Below are 16,445 nucleotides of genomic sequence, written 5' to 3'. Positions count from 1 at the left end.
ACTTGTTTAATTATATTAAACTTTTACTTGAAAAGAAAGAGGCTGCGTGTTATGATTTGTTTAACCAAATTAAACATTTAGGGTGGGATTTTTTTGGATGATCAACAAAAGCTTCGCAAAGCAACGTATCATCTTTGGACATTCACGATAAGCAAACTGATTTCTTCCTTTGGGGCACAAGTCTATGCTTTTGCCATTAGTTTTTATATTTTACAGGCAACCGGGTCGGCGACCAGTTTTGCCGCGAACTTAATTTGCAATATTTTGCCTCGAACACTTGCGGCACCATTCGCCGGTTATATGGCCGATAAGTATTCAAGAAAAATGATTGTCGTTTTAGCACAAATTGCTACAACGATGGCGATAGGGGGATTACTGGTCGTAAGTTTCACATCAGGATTGTCACTCGCGGCGATTTATACCACTTCCTGTATATTGTCCCTTACGTCGATGTTTTCCGGGGTGACGTTTACATCCTCGATCACAGGGCTAGTGGATAAAGAACGAGTCCAGCGTGCAATGTCATTAAACCAAATGTCTATCTCCTTTGCCGCAATTGCCAGTCCGGCAGTAGGGGGACTGTTATATGGGGCCGTTTCGATGCCGGTATTTCTCATTATGTATATGTCGGCATCCATCGCAGCTGTCATTCTTGAATCAACGATGAATTTTAAACTGTTTGCGAACCGAAAAGAGATTGTGTCAGGTCAACCGAAAGAATCCATGTGGCAAAGTATAAGGGCAGGAATTAGTTATTTGAAATTGCAGCCGCTGCTAATGGCCATCATCTGGATTTCCCTGTTAATTAATTTCCTCTTTGGCGCATTTGAGGTTGGCTATTCCTTTATTCTGATTGAAAAATTAAAAATGGTTTCCCAGCATTTTGGCTTTACCCAAGGGGCATTTGCGGTGGGAATGCTACTCTTTTCAATCTATTTCTCTGTAAGAAAAGAAGTGAAATTTCCGTTTCTTGTTTCAAAACGGGCCATTATTGGGATGGGGTTCGTTATGGGGTCGATTGCGGTTCCACTGATGATCAAAATGACGTATGGGTTAGTTTTTAGTTTTTACGTATTTATGATGTTTAGTCTTGGTGCTCTGGTAATTATTGTTAATACACCAATCCAAGTGATGATGCAAAAGCAAATCGATGATGATTACAAAGGCCGTGTTTTTTCGATTCTTGAAACGATGTCAATGGCCCTGATGCCGCTTGGTATGGTACTTTACGGCTTTTTGTACGATATTTTCGCGCCGCAATGGATTTTACTTATATCAGCAGGGGCATTTCTTGTTGTTATTCTTATCCTTGCACGTCCTTCAGTTATAAGGGATGCACATCCTGAGTTAGAGAGAAGCAGGCCCTTCAACTATTCTTACAAAAAAGGCAGCGCATAAGTTAATTAAAGGGCTCCGTTTTGTGGTGCTTTTCTTAAAATAAGTGCCGAAATGACAGTCTTATTGGTAAATAAAAATGTAAAACTCGCCATAATTGGCGAGTTTCTTTAGTTAGGAATACAAAAACCTTATTTATCTAAAACCCCACTTACTTGTAATACGGTTCACCATCTGGATTTTTGAGATAAAACTCACTCCCTTTTAAATAAGATGTCTGATCCTTAATCGAGTAACCAGCAAAAGTAAAATAAGGGGAGATTTTCCGGTTAAATGTAGATTGGAGCTCGTTTCGGGGTAAATAAGGGGAGATTTTCCGACTATGCCAAGAAAAATCCCCCATTTTCGAATTTTTCGATTCAATAGGCGGAATCTCTCCGTCTATTTAAGCCTTTTTTAATAATAATTACTCCATAGGCGGAATCCCTCCGTCTATTTAGGCTTTTTTTAATAAAAATTACTTATTAAGCGGAATTTTACCTCTATTTATCAGATCGGGCGCTTAACCTGATTCCCTAACCGATAAGTGTGGAACCCTTTAAAAGTTATTAGCGCTGTCCATTTAGTTTGTTTTTCAATAATTTGTCACAATTACCTTGCGAAGTAAATCCCCTTTTCATTCCTTTCCATTTTTCAATATAGTGAATAAACCACTTAACAACAGTGCTATTGCTGTTTTCCTTAATAGAACTCCCAGCATTCTAGATCCTATTTATTTGCGTCCTATAATAATTTCGTTTCATAAAAAATCAATTAGCAGTGATGCAGTTCACTTCACTGAAAACCGTTCCCAACTATCATATAAGTAACAACAGAACTAGGAGGGATTTCGATGGGAGGTTCAAAAGTCAACAGGAAAAAGCCTGAAAAAGAATCTTATAAAGGGACGATTTTTTCCGTAACAGTGGTTGGCGCAGTTATTCTTGTAACGTATTTCGTACTATACGGGCTTTACATGGCTAGAGTATAAGGGGGGAAAGAAGATGCATCGCGAAGAAAAAATATGGCTGACGTTAAGTTTCGGTATGATTATGATCTTTATGTTTATCACTGGTTATCAAGCATTTGCTCAAGGAATGGCACCACCAAGTAATAAAGATATCATTGACCCGCAAAAGGTAGATCAAATCGCACCATTTGATAAACCTGGTATTACAAAAATTGGTGACAAGGAATATGAAGTGGTCATGACCTTACAAGTGTTTAGTTTTAATCCAGGCAATATTGAAGTTCCAGCCGGATCAACGGTCCATTTTACACTGACTTCTAAAGATGTTGTCCACGGATTTGAAGTTGCCGGAACAAACATTAATGCCATGGTTCCGCCAGGGCATATTCAAAAAATTACTCAGAAATTCGATAAACCAGGAACTTATTTAGTTCTATGTAATGAATATTGTGGTGCCGGCCACCAAATGATGAGTACAACTATTACGGTTAAATAAAGGGGGGAAGATAAAATGGCAATACCAAAAACTTTAAAAGAAAAAGCAAATAAAGCGATGGGTATCAGCACGGAGGATGCCAGAATTACGAAAACCTATTTATTTGTGGCCTTTATGGCCTTACTTGTTGGTGGGTTGTTAGGCTTACTGCAAGGATTAAACCGGGCTGGCCTGCTGGAATTACCATCATGGCTTAATTATTATCAAGTCCTGACCGCACATGGTTTACTACTGGTTCTTGTGTTAACAGCTTTCTTTACGATAGGCTATTTCTATGCCGCGCTTTCCCATACTTTAGGAGGGCTGCTTCCAATAGTAAGAAAGATGGCCTGGATTGGTTTTGGATTGAAGATTGTCGGATTTGTGTTTGCAGTAATTCCTATCTTAAGGGGTAACGCATCGGTTATGTATACCTTTTATCCGCCAATGGCCGCTTCACCATGGTTCTATATTGGTCTGGCATTAATTGTCGTAGGCGTTTGGATGTGTGCATTTGGAGCGTTTATCCAAGTGGCAAATTGGCGAAAAAATAATAAAGGAAAACATGTTCCAATCCTATCATTCTTTGCAACTGGTGTTTTTATCCTATTATTCTTCGGTTCTCTGCCTGTAGCAATCGAAGTAATCGTAATGATTATTCCTTGGTCTTTCGGCTGGGTGAAAACCATCAACGTTATGGTTGCCCGGACATTGTTTTGGGCCTTTGGTCATACATTAGTTAACATTTGGTATCTGACAGCCGTTTCAGCATGGTATGTTATTGTTCCAAAGATTATCGGCGGAAAACGCTGGAGCGATCTATTAACTCGTATTGTTATTATTGCCTTAGTTATTATGAACATTACCGGTGGATTCCACCATCAAATCATTGACCCAGGTATTTCTGCATCCGTTAAATTTATGCACGTGTTTATGAGTTTAGCGATTGGTTTCCCATCATTAATGACAGCATGGGCGATGTTTGCGGTATTTGAACGGACAGCAAGAAAGAATGGCGGAAAAGGATTAGTCGGCTGGTATAAAAAAATGCCATGGGGCGATGTTCGTTTCCTTGCACCTTTTATTGCCATGTTGGCCTTCATTCCAGCAGGGGCAGGCGGAATCGTTCAAAGTACGAACCAATTAAACCAGGTTGTTCATAACACGATGTGGGTTGTTGGACATTTCCACTTAACATTAGGTATGTCAGTGGTCATGACATTCTTTGGTATTAGTTATTGGTTAGTTCCTTATGTATCAAAACGTGTCTTAACACCAGCAATCAATAAATTGGGTGTTATCCAAACCATCATTTGGACAGTCGGTATGATTATTATGTCAGGATCCATGCATACGGTCGGATTGCTTGGTTCACCAAGAAGAACCTCTTATACAACCTATGGTGACAATGCCACAGCGTTAGGCTGGGATCCATATTTGCTCATGTTAGCTGTCGGCGGCACACTGTTAATTATTGGTGTTCTGCTTCAAGTGTATGCTGTTATCAATATGATGTTCTTTGCACCAAAAGGAGAGACAGAATTCCCGATTGCTGAAGAGGAAGAGGGCGCTTCGAAAACTCCATATTGGACAGAGCGCTGGGGTCTATGGATTGTAATAATGCTGATTTTTGTCGGTATGGCTTATGTGATCCCGCTAACAGAATTTATCGTTAACGCACCTCCAGGATCACCGCCGTTTAAGACTTGGTGATTTTTCAAAAAAAGAGATAGCTCGAGGCTTAGAGCTATCTCTTTCTACTTAAAGTAAAAATAGATTTGGGAAGTGATCTCCGTGATCAAGAACCGGCATACGGCATTCGCAAGTTTTCTTGTTATCATCTTTGGATGTATATTGTTCTATCTTGGGACAGCTGGATTCACTGCTTTTACAGCGGAAACAGCGAGGGTTAATCAACTAATCGACAATAAGCCTAAATTCCCCGATGTCACGTTTGAGGATAGCAAAGGACGAACATACTCAATTTCTGAGTTTAAGGATAAATACGTATTCATTACCTTCCTTTATACATCCTGTACAACGGTTTGCCCTAAATTAGAAATGAACATGTCCAAAGTGTATGATTTGCTGCCAAACAAATATATCGGCAAAGATATTGTTTTTTTAAGCATCAGCTTTGATGCAAAAAGAGACGATCCGGCTACATTGGAAAAATATCGCGGCTATTTCAAAAGTGATGGCGAAACCTGGCGGATGGCAAGGATTTCGAACCAAGCGGAATTAGATTCATTGTTAAAGGCATTTGGAGTCACGGTAATTCCTGATGAAAATGGGAACTTTGCCCATAACTCTGCCTTTTATTTAGTGGATAAACAAGGCACGCTCATCGATGTCATGGACTATAAAAAGATTGATGAAGCAGGTAAGAAACTTGTCAACATTCTTAACAAGGATAGGGGGAGTAAGCGATGAACCAATTCTTTTATGGTTTACTGCTGCTTATTTTCTTAGCACTCCCTCCGGTTGCCCATTTATTGGAATCGATTATGATTGTCCACATGCATATGCAAATGCCGATGCTGGTTATTGCTGGGTTCTTAATGGCACGTCTTTTTCAACTGCGCTTTCCAGCCTTTTTTGAAAAATGGAATGGAAATGGCATCCCGGGAATTATTTTATTTCTCATCATCGTAGTTTTCTGGACGATACCAAGAGCAATGGATGAAGCATTAACCTTCCCTAGTATGGAGGTATTTAAATTTTTCAGTTTGTCCATTTTAGCAGGGATACCGCTTCGTGATAGCTGGAAAAAACTTAGTACGATAGGAAAAAATGCGATTATCGTTATATTTACCATTAAGTATTTTGGGATGGGATTGTTATATATTAAGGCACCCGTGCAATTATGTAACAACTACCTCATTATCGACCAATTAACGCTCGGCTGGGGATTTTTAACGACAGCAATCTGCCTGGTCATCTACCTGTTATACGTCACCTTTACGGACCCAACAAAATATGAATAATGAAAACATAAGTCCCAGTCAATCGACTGGCTTTTGTTTTTTAAAAAAAGTTCAAATTTGATGGCGGTCAATTTTTAAAATGCCTAAGTGGACTATGATGAGAGTATAAAAACGAAGGGGGTTAGGAAAATGGCTAAAGCTGTTTTTCAATTAGAACCATTAACTTGTCCGTCATGTATTAAAAAAATTGAAACCGCACTTAATAAAACAGCGGGTGTCGATTCAGCCAGAGTATTATTTAATTCTAGCAAGGTGAAAACAGAATTTGATGGAGCACAAATTCAAGCAGCTCAGGTAGGAGATGTAATTAAAAACTTGGGATACCCGGTATTATCAGCGAAAGTTTCTTAATCATTTTGGCGGCACCCTTAAAGACTGATAATCAGCATTGCTCCGAACTGGCAATGGTCATGGTTATCAGTCTTTTTCTATTGTTCTTGATAACCGTCAATTTTTTTAAATGGTAACTGCTTTACCATATAGGTAAGGGAATTGAAAAAGGGGGAGAATCAAGTGATTAACATTTTACATCAACATAAAAACCATATAACTGCTACGTCCGGAATTTTAATCGGCATTGCCTTTGCCGCAAGTCTGCTAGGTGTCAGCGCACTAAGGACTCCCGCACTAATTATCGCAACAATCATCGCGGGTGTTCCAATTTCTGTAAAAGGGTGTCAGGCACTGCGGATGAAAGCCTTTAGTATTGAATTATTAGTAACGATTGCAGTTGTCGGCGCTCTCTTTATTGGCGAGTACTTGGAATCGGCGGTTGTTACCTTCTTATTCTTGTTTGGAGCGTACTTGGAAGCACGTACATTAGAAAAAACACGTTCGTCTTTAAAAGAGCTAGTCGATATGGCGCCGCAGGAAGCGGTTGTGATTCGTGATGAAATCGAAATGACCATTTCCATTGAAGAGGTCGTGGAAGGGGACCGTGCCATCATTCGCTCAGGAGGAAAAATTCCTGTGGATGGAAGGGTTGTTCAGGGTCAAGCAGCATTGAATGAAGCAGCCGTAACAGGTGAATCGGTGCCGGCAATGAAAGCCTTAGACGATAAAGTCTTTGGCGGCACGATTGTCGACAATGGCTATATCGAGATTGTTGCGGAAAAGGTCGGCGATGATACGACGTTTGCTAAAATCATCGAATTGGTGGAAGAAGCACAGGAGTCAAAATCAAAGACGGAAAAATTTTTAGATAAGTTTTCAAATTTTTATACGCCGGCAGTCGTACTATTAGCCATCATCGTCTTTGCGGTGACAAGGGAACTTCACTTAGCGATTACCTTCTTAGTTGTTGCCTGCCCCGGAGCCTTGGTTATTGGTGCGCCGGTGTCAAGTGTCGCCGGGATTGGCAATGGCGCGAAAAATGGTGTCCTGGTTAAAGGCTCTGATGTCATGGATCGGTTCGCGAAAGTGGACACACTTGTATTCGATAAAACTGGGACGTTGACGAAAGGGAAACCGGAAGTGACCGACATTAAGACGTTCCATCATCTTGATTCCAAGGAATTATTAACCTTGGCGGCACAGGCGGAAACCATTTCGGAACATCATTTAGGGCAGACAATTGTGAAGGAAGCAAAGGCAAGAAGAGTAAACCTCGACGGTGAACTTAAAGATGCTGAGATTATCAAAGGCATGGGAATCCGCGCGAAGGTGGCGGGACGTACGGTAACGGTAGGAAACCGTAAATTAATGAATATAGAAAACATCCACATTACGGAAAAAGCACTGTTGTATGCAATCAATCGTGAAAAACTAGGAAACACCGCCATTTTTGCCGCAGTCGATGGCGTGGTGGCCGGAATTTTCTCTATTGCTGACCAAATCCGCGAAGATGCCCCAAGAGCGTTGGCCGAAATGAGAAAAAATGGTATCAAAAAGATTGTGATGCTGACAGGTGATAATAAACACACAGCGGAATTAGTTGCTTCTAAACTTGGCATTGATGAATGTCATGCAGAATTACTGCCGGAAGATAAAGTAAACTACGTGAAAAAATTAAAGGCATACGGACATGTCGTTGCGATGGCCGGGGATGGCATTAACGATGCCCCTGCGATTGCGACCGCCGATATTGGCTTAGCGATGGGCGAAGGCGGCACCGATGTTTCAATGGAAACGGCCGACGTGGTCTTGATGGCCGATAAGCTCGTGCAATTCTCACATGCGTACTCCCTCTCAAAAGCAACCATCCGCAATATGAAGCAAAACACTTATTTCGCGGTTGCAATCGTGTTTGTGCTCTTGTTCGGGGTTCTCTTTGGCTCGGTTCACTTGGCATCCGGGATGTTTATCCACGAAGCAAGTGTGCTACTGGTTATTTTAAATGCCATGAGGTTAATCAGATTTAATCGTAAAGGGAGAAAAGTCGAAGAAAAATCACAAGCTGCTTTTGAAGGAGTTTCAGTTTAACTTGTGGTAATCTTAGGATAGAATCACCTTCAGTAATCTGTTAATGAATTTAGGATAGGGGTGAAAAATTTGGAGGAAAAAAAGACGAATACCCATTGCCACGCCCATGGTCATGCAATAGGCTCTCAGAAAGCGTGTGTTTCGCTTGTTCCAATCTTTAATCATTTGGAAGCGGAACAAATGGAGGAAATCATGGTAACGGCACAATCAGTTTCGTACAAAAAAGGGGAAATCATTTACCATGCAGGCGGCCAGTCCGATTCGCTTTATATTGTAAACAAAGGGAAGATCAGAATTTACCGCCTGTCGGAGTCAGGAAAAGAACAGCTGGTGAGGATCTTGACACCGGGGGATTTCACAGGAGAGCTTGCTTTATTTAAAGAAGCTGTTCACGAGTCTTATGCGGAAGCAATGGAAGAAACTAAGGTTTGTTTGATTAATCGCTCAGACCTGCAGCAATTTCTAATGAGATTCCCGTCAATTTCTTTAAAAATACTAACCGAATTCTCCAATAGGCTAGAACAGTCAGAAAAGCAGACAGCCCGGTTTGCAACTGAGAAAGTTGAAACACGGATTGCCCTTTTCTTAGCTGAGTGTTTAGATAGTGAAAATGATGCAAAAGAGTTTGTCTTGCCAATGAGTAAAAAAGATTTAGCCTCCTATTTGGGAACGACGCCGGAAACAATTAGCCGCAAGCTGGCTGATCTTGAAGATCAAGGCTTAATTAAGCAGAAGCCGCGCAAACGAATTGAAATTTTAGATTTAGATGGACTGCTGTTTGTCTGAAACAGGGCCAATTCTGGAGGATTTTTGATGAGTGCGGGTGAACCGGCGCTCTTTTTTTCGTCTGTTGGTGTATAACTAAAAAAATGTTACCGCTTACATATTGTTTTATTAGGAATTAGTGGTATGATTAAGTTGTGCAGTTTAATATTGATCACATGTTACTGATACGATCAGGCATGGTGGTAAAATGAATGGATTCTAAATCCGTTTATTTGTACCCCCATGCCTTTTTTGTTGTTGTTAGCATCTTTTGGGAACCATATACAAAAAAACAAAGGAGTAATGGATATGCGTTTTAATTTTTTCAAAAAAGAACCAGTGGATTTTTATACACCAGTCAGCGGCAAGATCGTTCCGCTTGAGGAGGTTCCAGATCCTGTTTTCAGTCAAAAGATGATGGGAGACGGTCTGGCTGTGATTCCGTCAGCCGGGAATATAGTTTCTCCAGTAAATGGCACCGTTATTCTTGTGGCAGCTACTAAGCATGCAGTTGGGCTCCGTGCCGACGATGGTACAGAAATTCTGATTCATGTCGGTTTGGAAACCGTTGCTTTGGACGGAAAGGGCTTCAATGTTGCTGTTAAAGACGGGGACAAAGTTTCAGCAGGGCAGCTACTTATAGAGGTTGACTTAGAATATATTAGTACAAACGCCAAAAGCACAATCACACCGATTGTGATTACCAACAGTGAAGACGGCAAAAAACAATATGTTTTCACCGAGGAAAAGGAAGGTACTGCCGGCAAGACAGTTTTATTCACTGCTTCAGCTAAATAATGTGCTAAAAAGTGAAGGGCTGCTTTCGACTGGCAGCACTTCACTTTTAAAAAAAATATGCCTTAAGGAGGTGATTAATAAAAAAAGTAAGATAAACACAAGGCTGCTATACGTCACATTTTTGCTGAAATCATTTATTTTCATTGGTCGTATTTTCGGATGTTTAGTAGTTTGATCAAAATTAATTGGAGGTAATAAGATGAAGAAGTATTTTCAACGACTTGGCCGCTCATTAATGCTGCCTGTAGCCGTATTACCGGCTGCCGCCATTTTGATGGGTATTGGTTACTGGATCGATCCTTCAGGCTGGGGAGCTGACAGTCCGGTAGCATCGTTCTTAATTAAAGCCGGAGGTTCCATCATTGACAATATCCCCATTCTCTTTGCTGTCGGTATAGCACTCGGGATGGCGAAAGAAAGAGATGGCTCGGCAGCACTTAGTGGATTAGTTGCCTTCTTAGTTGTAACAACTTTGCTTTCAAAAGATTCAGTAGCGATGCTACAAGGAATTGATGTAGCAAAAGTTGATCCCGCTTTTGGAAAAATTGGAAATGCCTTTGTTGGTATTCTCTCAGGTATCGTTGCATCGATTATGTACAACCGATTTAGTCAGGTTAAGTTACCAGATTTCTTGGCCTTCTTTAGTGGCAAACGGTTGGTGCCAATTATGACAGCGGTTTCAATGATTGTTGCTTCTGTCGTATTGTTCTTTGTATGGCCTGCCATTTTTACAGGATTAGTTTCTTTCGGTACAGGAATTAGTAAGTTAGGTGCTTTTGGTGCCGGCCTTTATGGCTTCTTCAACCGATTATTAATTCCAACCGGACTGCACCATGCCTTGAACTCCGTGTTCTGGTTTGATGTAGCCGGAATTGATGATATTAAAAACTTCTGGGCAAGTAAAGGGGAAAAAGGTGTTACGGGGATGTATCAAGCTGGATTCTTCCCTGTTATGATGTTTGGCTTGCCTGCAGCCGCGTTAGCGATGGTTCATACAGCAAAAACGAAGAAGAAAAAACAAGTGGCTTCGTTAATGCTCGCTGCCGGTTTCGCTTCCTTCTTTACTGGGGTAACAGAACCAATTGAATTTGCGTTTATGTTTGTTGCTCCAATGCTATATCTTGTTCATGCTGTGTTAACAGGTCTTTCTTTAGCAATTGCTGCAATGTTCCATTGGACAGCAGGCTTTGGTTTTAGTGCCGGACTTGTCGACTTTGTGTTAAGTTTGAAAATTCCAATTGCGAATCAACCATATTGGTTACTTGTTCAAGGTTTAGTGTTTGCGGTCATTTACTATTTCTTATTCCGCTTCATCATTACAAAATTCAACCTAATGACTCCAGGCCGTGAGGAAGATGATGAAGATGCTGATGAAATGTCTCTTGCTAAAGGAGATAGTAAATTTGCAGTAATGGCAGCGCAAATTTATGAAGGCTTAGGCGGCGATGCGAACGTGACTGCAGTTGACAATTGTGTCACACGTCTAAGAATGGAAGTAAAAGACATGAAAGCCGTCGACCAAAAGAAAATTAAGGCGACAGGTGTACCAGGGATTAATATCGTTGGGCCGGAAAGCATTCAAGTTATTGTCGGAACAAATGTACAATTTGTTGCTGATGAAATTATGAAAATCCGCAAGAAAAGATAAAAAGTGATTGTTAAAAACGCTTGGACACGAATGGGGTCCAAGCGTTTTTATCGTTTTCTTAATCTTTCGATATGAAGGGTTAAGTAACCAAGTTCATGCTCTGGCAGGAGAATGCCGTGATTTTTCAATAGAACGTTAGCGACTTTCCTTGCACAGTTGTAGGCGGCAGGGAATTTATTGGTGATCATTTTCAGCATTTCATCATCGATTGTTTGCGGCTCAGGACTGCTGATTCGAGAAATGGCAAAACGAAGATGAGTGATTAAGCGCTGGTAGGAAAGGTCATCATCGTCAATTTCAATGTTTAAGGAATCCTTAATGGTCTGAACCATGCTCCCGATGATTGCAGTTTGCCTTAGTGTTTGCTTCAAATCACCGCCCTTTAGTTTAGCGGTGTGCAGATGAAGTGCAATAAAGGCTGCTTCATCAACCGGCATTTTAATGTTTGTCTTATTTTCGATATGCTGGATTGCCCACATGCCGATATCAAATTCTCTTTTATAGAGGATTTTTATTTCGTGTAAAAGCTTATTTTTCAGCTTAATTCCATCCCTTACTCGTTCAATCGCAAATGATAAGTGATCGGTAAGGGCGATGTGAATATGGTCGTTTAATTTGGCTCCAAGGGATTCTTCCGCGTGAGTGATAATTTCTTCTGAGAGGGCAAAATGTTCTTCGGGTATTTGGAGAAGCAGCTTCTGAAATTTCTCATTTTCTTTCATGACAAATAGTTTCTCAATCTTACTCGGGTTAATAATGTCATTTTTCCTCTTTTGATAGGCAATTCCTGCGCCAATGGCAATCTTTTCTTGATTATTATCGGAAACCACAACGGCATTGTTATTGAGAATTTTTTTTATTTTCACACGAAAACAGCTCCTTGTTTTTTTCCGTCAAACAGAGGATTAATGATTAAGCATTTGGTTGGGAATGATTCTACCTGTACACAGTCATTCCTCTATATTTATAGACTTTCGACATTATACCACTTTTTCCTTCTTTATTGTCTGATTATCAGGGAAAATCGACTGCTTGCTTTGTTTTCATGTCTTTTTTTCAAAAAATGGTTTAATCTAAAAATGGCATGCCAAAGTACTAAATATATTTTGATAGGTGTAGGCGATGAAAGAACATTATTATGATAAATTATTGAACATCAAAACGAGCGGGGATCTGCATGGGGGTCCTTCCAGCCAGTCCTTGCATTATCATCCTTATGAACCGACGCCATATAGCGCGCTCGAGGAATTATTTCGTCATTATCATGTGAAAAGCACTGATCGGGTGGTTGATTTTGGGTGCGGGAAAGGGCGGTTAAACTTTTATATCCATTATTTCTTTCATGCTTCTGTGACCGGGGTGGAAATGAATGAGACCCTTTATCAGGCTGCCATCGAAAATCGCGGGAGTTATGTGAGGAGAACGAAAAGCAGCCGAAAATCCATTCAGTTTTATTGCTGCTTGGCGGAAGAATTTGAGATTGAGGCAGGATATAATCGCTTTTATTTCTTCAATCCGTTTACGATTCAAGTGTTTAGAAGAATCGTAAACAACATCCTGCTGTCAGTGGAAACATCAGAGCGTGAGATTGAGTTGGTCTTGTATTACCCATCTGAGGATTATATTTATTTTCTCGAGAACGATACTTCTTTTGAATTAAAAAGGGAAGTCATCCTGCCATTTTTGTACGAACATAACCCGAATGAGCGATTTTTGATCTATCGGCTGGAATATTAGGGGGAAGGGATGGATGGGTTTTTATGTATCACCGTATATGGACTTTAGCTAACATTTTACTCGTTGTGATTTCGATTGTGTATATATGGCTTTTTCGCCCGCATGATAGTTCATTAGTTGTGACAGGGCAGGTGCTCGCACAGGCAGCGCTCATTCTCTTTTTCATCAATATCAATATGTATTTTATCTTTTTGGTGATTCGAAAGACATCAATCCGGAAGGTAAAAATCCGGCTCGCAAAATTTTCACGCCACCTAATGAAATGGCATATTAAGATTGCTGTTCTAGGTGCAACAATCATTGCTGGACATGCATTGATTAATTTCTATGTATTTGGCCCGCTGGTTGGCTACAACCATTTGAAATTGTTGAGCGGCTATCTGGCTGTGCTGTTATTAGGATTAACCTTGATTGCTGGATACTTACGGCATAAAAAAGCCTCAGGCTTTCGCCGGAAATTCCACCATTTCACAGCGTTAACATTTCTCGGTGCGTTTCTTCTACATATGTTTGTATTCATTTAAAGGGTATTGGCACCACAATAAGGAGGAGGCCATGGATTTCGATAAACGGATTGATACGCTGGATTATTTGCGGGGTTTTGCGTTGATGGGCATCATTTTTGTGAATATTATCCCAATGTTGTCTGTGCCGCTGCCTGCGCCACATACGGTAAATGCGTCTTACTTGAGGTTTCTTTATTTGTTTGTCGAAGGGCGCTTTTATACGATTTTTACCTTTTTGTTTGGGGTTGGGTTTCATGTGTTTATCACTCGAGCCGATGCGAAAGGAAGGAATGGGTATGTTTTATTCCTAAGAAGGATTATCGCCTTATTTATCATCGGTTATGTCCATGTCCAATTCCTTCCGGGGGAAGCGCTAACTGTTTATGCTGTTTGCGGCCTCTTAATTATCCCATTTTACAAAGTTAAAAAGAGTGTCAATCTAGTCTGTGGCACTGCGATGTTAATTGTTATGGGCATTTTTTCTTTCAAACTCTTCATGGTTCTTCCGCTTATGCTATTGGGAATTGCCGCGGGACAATTTCATGTGTTTGAGCAACTGGCTAAAAACCGTAATCAGATCGTCATTTTTACGAGTATCATGTTGGTTTTAAGCATCATCGGTCTAATCTATCAATATCATTATGCGCCGTCTGTTTTCGGCAATGTATCAGATGCGAATTTCCAGGAGACCCAGCGCTTTTTAAAGATTGGAATGACCGTCGGTCCGATCGTCTCGGCTTTTTATGCGGGGCTCATGATTTGGCTTTTACAATTCCCGCTTGTCCAGAAATTATTATCACCGTTAAAAAGCTATGGACGAATGGCACTAACTAACTATGTTTCACAAACTGCCATCATTTTATTCACGGGGAAAGTACTGCATTTATTCAACAATATTACCTATGTCCAATCACTATATTTATGTTTGTCCCTTTTGGGGGTCCAGCTAATTTTTAGCCAAGTTTGGCTGCGCTTCTTTCGCTTCGGTCCCTTGGAATGGATGTGGAGAATCGTAACCTATTTTGAAATACCGCCACTAAGGAAGTAAACAAATAAATAAGCCGTTGTCCCAAAAGGGTGTCAGGCACCATGTGAATTTTTTCACATGGTGCCTGACACCCTTTTTTTAGGGCGCTTGCGCTTTTATATCTAGATTCATGTGGATTTATCGGGAAAAGGGTACAAACCCAGAGCCTGTCTCAGATGGGACACATATAAATAGAGTACACAGTACCAAGAGAGATAAATGGAAGGGAGTGGCATTAGCGGATTAACTCTGCGAGAAGGCAGTACTGTCTTATGATGACAATTATGTATTACTAGTTTTGAAAGGAGATTATTATGCATTTTGAACCAATGGTGTGGATGACCATATTCTCTTTTGTGGCCACCCTCATCTTTATCCTCTGGAGGCCCCGAGGAATAATTGAAGCTATTCCAGCAACAATCGGTGCGATCCTTGTCCTCATCAGCGGCAGTGTCTCGCTGACAGACTTAGGTATTATTACGGAAACAATCAGCGGTGCTGCGATTACCATTATTGCAACGATTGTCATGGCAATCGTCTTAGAAAGCTTCGGCTTCTTTAATTGGGTGGCAGAGAAGCTCGCGGCCAAAGCAAACGGATCCGGTATCCGCCTATTCTGGTATGTTAATCTGTTATGTTTCCTAATGACGCTTTTTTACAATAATGATGGCAGTATATTAATCACTACGCCGATTCTGGTTATGCTGCTAAACAATATGGGGTTGAAAAATCATCAAAAGATACCGTATTTATTATCCGGGGGTTTAATTGCGACAGCTTCGAGTGCCCCTATCGGAGTTAGCAATATCGTTAATCTGATTGCTTTGAAGATTGTTGATATGAGCCTTTATTTGCATACAGCGATGATGTTTGTTCCGGCAACACTTGGGCTTCTATTATTAGTTTTCCTGCTGTTCCTTCGCATTAGAAAAGTACTGCCGAAAAAGATTCCTACTAAGGTAACCGGACTGTCCCACTCATCCTATCATCCACTAAAGCCCGGACCACATATTCTTCCGAAAAAGAACGATCCAAGTTCATGCGAAATGTCCTTCTATTCGTATTTGCAGTGCGTGTCAGCCTGTTTATCGCATCCTATTTCGCTATCCCTGTTTCAGTTATGGCGGTGATTGGCTCGCTTATCCTGTTAGGCTGGAGGTGGGCTTACTTAAAACTACCTCCTGTTGATATGTTGAAAAAAACGCCGTGGTATATTCTCGTTTTCGCATTCAGTATGTATGTCATTATTTATGGTCTGAATAATATCGGTCTGACGGATTGGCTGATTGGATTTATGCGGCCGATGGTGTCCGGAAGCCTGCTTCACGCAAGTGTGTTGATGGGGGTATTACTTTCAATTCTTTCCAATATATTTAACAATCACCCGGCACTCATGGTTGGCACGCTCACGTTAATGAATATGAACCTTGACCTGCTTACCTTGAAGGTATCGTATCTTGCCAACGTTATCGGCAGTGACATGGGCTCGTTGCTGCTTCCAATGGGAACACTTGCCACGCTGATGTGGATGCACATCGTAAGGAAAGGGAAAATCATGATAACATGGTGGGAATATATGAAAATCACGTTTGTGGTTATTCCACCAGCAACACTGTTTACATTAGTTGTTTTATATTATTGGGTATCATCGCTCTTTGGCGGCGCACTAAGGTAATTGGGGGCTAAGTGAGGAAATGAATTTTTTCCCCGTGGACCATGTAAAATGACGGAAACCAA

Annotated in this window: 15 protein-coding genes and 1 pseudogene; 15 read left to right on the top strand and 1 reads right to left on the bottom strand. The window is 40.8% G+C overall.

Translation table 11 applies throughout. The features are described 5' to 3' along the window. Positions 1–93 precede the first annotated feature (93 nt). The 11 genes from BANVL01_RS17280 (at position 94) to nagE (ending at position 11,438) form a co-directional block, all read left to right on the top strand. Positions 94–1,398 carry an MFS transporter gene (locus tag BANVL01_RS17280; protein WP_066095873.1) on the top strand — a complete coding sequence of 435 codons (1,305 nt, stop codon included), beginning with the start codon at positions 94–96 and terminating at the stop codon, positions 1,396–1,398. A gap of 829 nt (positions 1,399–2,227) precedes the next feature. Then, a complete protein-coding gene (locus BANVL01_RS27375; protein WP_156482348.1) occupies positions 2,228–2,365 on the top strand; it encodes a cytochrome c oxidase subunit 2A in 138 nt (45 codons plus the stop codon). Between the two features lie 13 nt (positions 2,366–2,378). Then, the gene (locus tag BANVL01_RS17275) at positions 2,379–2,840 is read left to right on the top strand and encodes a cytochrome c oxidase subunit II (protein WP_066095876.1); all 462 of its coding nucleotides are present in this window, start codon (positions 2,379–2,381) and stop codon (positions 2,838–2,840) included. Positions 2,841–2,855: 15 nt separating this feature from the next. Further along, positions 2,856–4,532 (top strand): cbb3-type cytochrome c oxidase subunit I, encoded by a 1,677-nt coding sequence (locus BANVL01_RS17270; RefSeq protein ID WP_066095880.1) that lies wholly within the window; start codon positions 2,856–2,858, stop codon positions 4,530–4,532. An 81-nt stretch (positions 4,533–4,613) separates the two neighbouring features. After that, positions 4,614–5,252 (top strand): SCO family protein, encoded by a 639-nt coding sequence (locus BANVL01_RS17265; RefSeq protein WP_066095883.1) that lies wholly within the window; start codon positions 4,614–4,616, stop codon positions 5,250–5,252. Then, positions 5,249–5,806 (top strand): hypothetical protein, encoded by a 558-nt coding sequence (locus BANVL01_RS17260; protein ID WP_066095886.1) that lies wholly within the window; start codon positions 5,249–5,251, stop codon positions 5,804–5,806. Before BANVL01_RS17265 ends, BANVL01_RS17260 begins: the two co-directional genes overlap by 4 nt. 129 nt (positions 5,807–5,935) lie before the next feature. Further along, positions 5,936–6,157 (top strand): heavy-metal-associated domain-containing protein, encoded by a 222-nt coding sequence (locus BANVL01_RS17255; RefSeq protein ID WP_066095888.1) that lies wholly within the window; start codon positions 5,936–5,938, stop codon positions 6,155–6,157. 162 nt (positions 6,158–6,319) lie between these two features. Beyond that, complete coding sequence (locus BANVL01_RS17250) at positions 6,320–8,227, top strand: heavy metal translocating P-type ATPase (protein ID WP_066095890.1); 1,908 nt, start codon at positions 6,320–6,322, stop codon at positions 8,225–8,227. Between the two features lie 69 nt (positions 8,228–8,296). Beyond that, positions 8,297–9,013 carry a Crp/Fnr family transcriptional regulator gene (locus tag BANVL01_RS17245; RefSeq protein WP_425311858.1) on the top strand — a complete coding sequence of 239 codons (717 nt, stop codon included), beginning with the start codon at positions 8,297–8,299 and terminating at the stop codon, positions 9,011–9,013. Between the two features lie 288 nt (positions 9,014–9,301). Then, on the top strand, positions 9,302–9,790 hold the full coding sequence (locus BANVL01_RS17240; protein WP_066095896.1) for a PTS sugar transporter subunit IIA: 489 nt from the start codon (positions 9,302–9,304) through the stop codon (positions 9,788–9,790). A 199-nt stretch (positions 9,791–9,989) separates the two neighbouring features. After that, entirely contained in the window at positions 9,990–11,438 is a 1,449-nt protein-coding gene (gene nagE, locus BANVL01_RS17235; RefSeq protein WP_066095898.1) for an N-acetylglucosamine-specific PTS transporter subunit IIBC, read from the top strand. A gap of 47 nt (positions 11,439–11,485) precedes the next feature. Here nagE and BANVL01_RS17230 read toward each other — a convergent pair whose 3' ends face one another. After that, positions 11,486–12,304, bottom strand: coding sequence for a PRD domain-containing protein (locus BANVL01_RS17230; RefSeq protein WP_066095901.1), 819 nt, complete (start codon positions 12,302–12,304; stop codon positions 11,486–11,488). Positions 12,305–12,560: 256 nt separating this feature from the next. Here BANVL01_RS17230 and BANVL01_RS17225 point away from each other — a divergent pair, with 256 nt between their 5' ends. The 4 genes and pseudogenes from BANVL01_RS17225 to BANVL01_RS17210 all read left to right on the top strand — a co-directional run bounded on the left by BANVL01_RS17225 (position 12,561) and on the right by BANVL01_RS17210 (position 16,383). Beyond that, positions 12,561–13,175, top strand: a complete 615-nt coding sequence (locus BANVL01_RS17225) for a class I SAM-dependent methyltransferase (protein WP_066095904.1) — start codon at positions 12,561–12,563, stop codon at positions 13,173–13,175. 23 nt (positions 13,176–13,198) lie between these two features. Continuing rightward, the gene (locus BANVL01_RS17220) at positions 13,199–13,699 is read left to right on the top strand and encodes a hypothetical protein (RefSeq protein WP_066095907.1); all 501 of its coding nucleotides are present in this window, start codon (positions 13,199–13,201) and stop codon (positions 13,697–13,699) included. A 31-nt stretch (positions 13,700–13,730) separates the two neighbouring features. After that, complete coding sequence (locus BANVL01_RS17215; protein WP_066095910.1) at positions 13,731–14,729, top strand: DUF418 domain-containing protein; 999 nt, start codon at positions 13,731–13,733, stop codon at positions 14,727–14,729. Positions 14,730–15,022: 293 nt separating this feature from the next. After that, positions 15,023–16,383: pseudogene (locus tag BANVL01_RS17210) on the top strand (arsenic transporter). The last annotated feature ends 62 nt before the right edge of the window (positions 16,384–16,445 follow it).

It is taken from the genome of Neobacillus novalis NBRC 102450 (genome assembly GCF_001591805.1).
GTDB lineage: Bacteria > Bacillota > Bacilli > Bacillales > Cytobacillaceae > Neobacillus > Neobacillus novalis.
Note: the sequence above shows the minus strand (reverse complement) of the source record. Positions and strands in the feature narration are given on the sequence as shown.

Bases quoted from the DNA above. Each gene is read 5' to 3' on its own strand.
- BANVL01_RS27375 (WP_156482348.1), top strand. From the start codon at position 2,228: ATGGGAGGTTCAAAAGTCAACAGGAAAAAGCCTGAAAAAGAATCTTAT.
- BANVL01_RS17275 (WP_066095876.1), top strand. From the start codon at position 2,379: ATGCATCGCGAAGAAAAAATATGGCTGACGTTAAGTTTCGGTATGATT.
- BANVL01_RS17270 (WP_066095880.1), top strand. From the start codon at position 2,856: ATGGCAATACCAAAAACTTTAAAAGAAAAAGCAAATAAAGCGATGGGT.
- BANVL01_RS17260 (WP_066095886.1), top strand. From the start codon at position 5,249: ATGAACCAATTCTTTTATGGTTTACTGCTGCTTATTTTCTTAGCACTC.
- BANVL01_RS17255 (WP_066095888.1), top strand. From the start codon at position 5,936: ATGGCTAAAGCTGTTTTTCAATTAGAACCATTAACTTGTCCGTCATGT.
- BANVL01_RS17240 (WP_066095896.1), top strand. From the start codon at position 9,302: ATGCGTTTTAATTTTTTCAAAAAAGAACCAGTGGATTTTTATACACCA.
- nagE (WP_066095898.1), top strand. From the start codon at position 9,990: ATGAAGAAGTATTTTCAACGACTTGGCCGCTCATTAATGCTGCCTGTA.
- BANVL01_RS17225 (WP_066095904.1), top strand. From the start codon at position 12,561: ATGAAAGAACATTATTATGATAAATTATTGAACATCAAAACGAGCGGG.
- BANVL01_RS17220 (WP_066095907.1), top strand. From the start codon at position 13,199: ATGTATCACCGTATATGGACTTTAGCTAACATTTTACTCGTTGTGATT.
- BANVL01_RS17215 (WP_066095910.1), top strand. From the start codon at position 13,731: ATGGATTTCGATAAACGGATTGATACGCTGGATTATTTGCGGGGTTTT.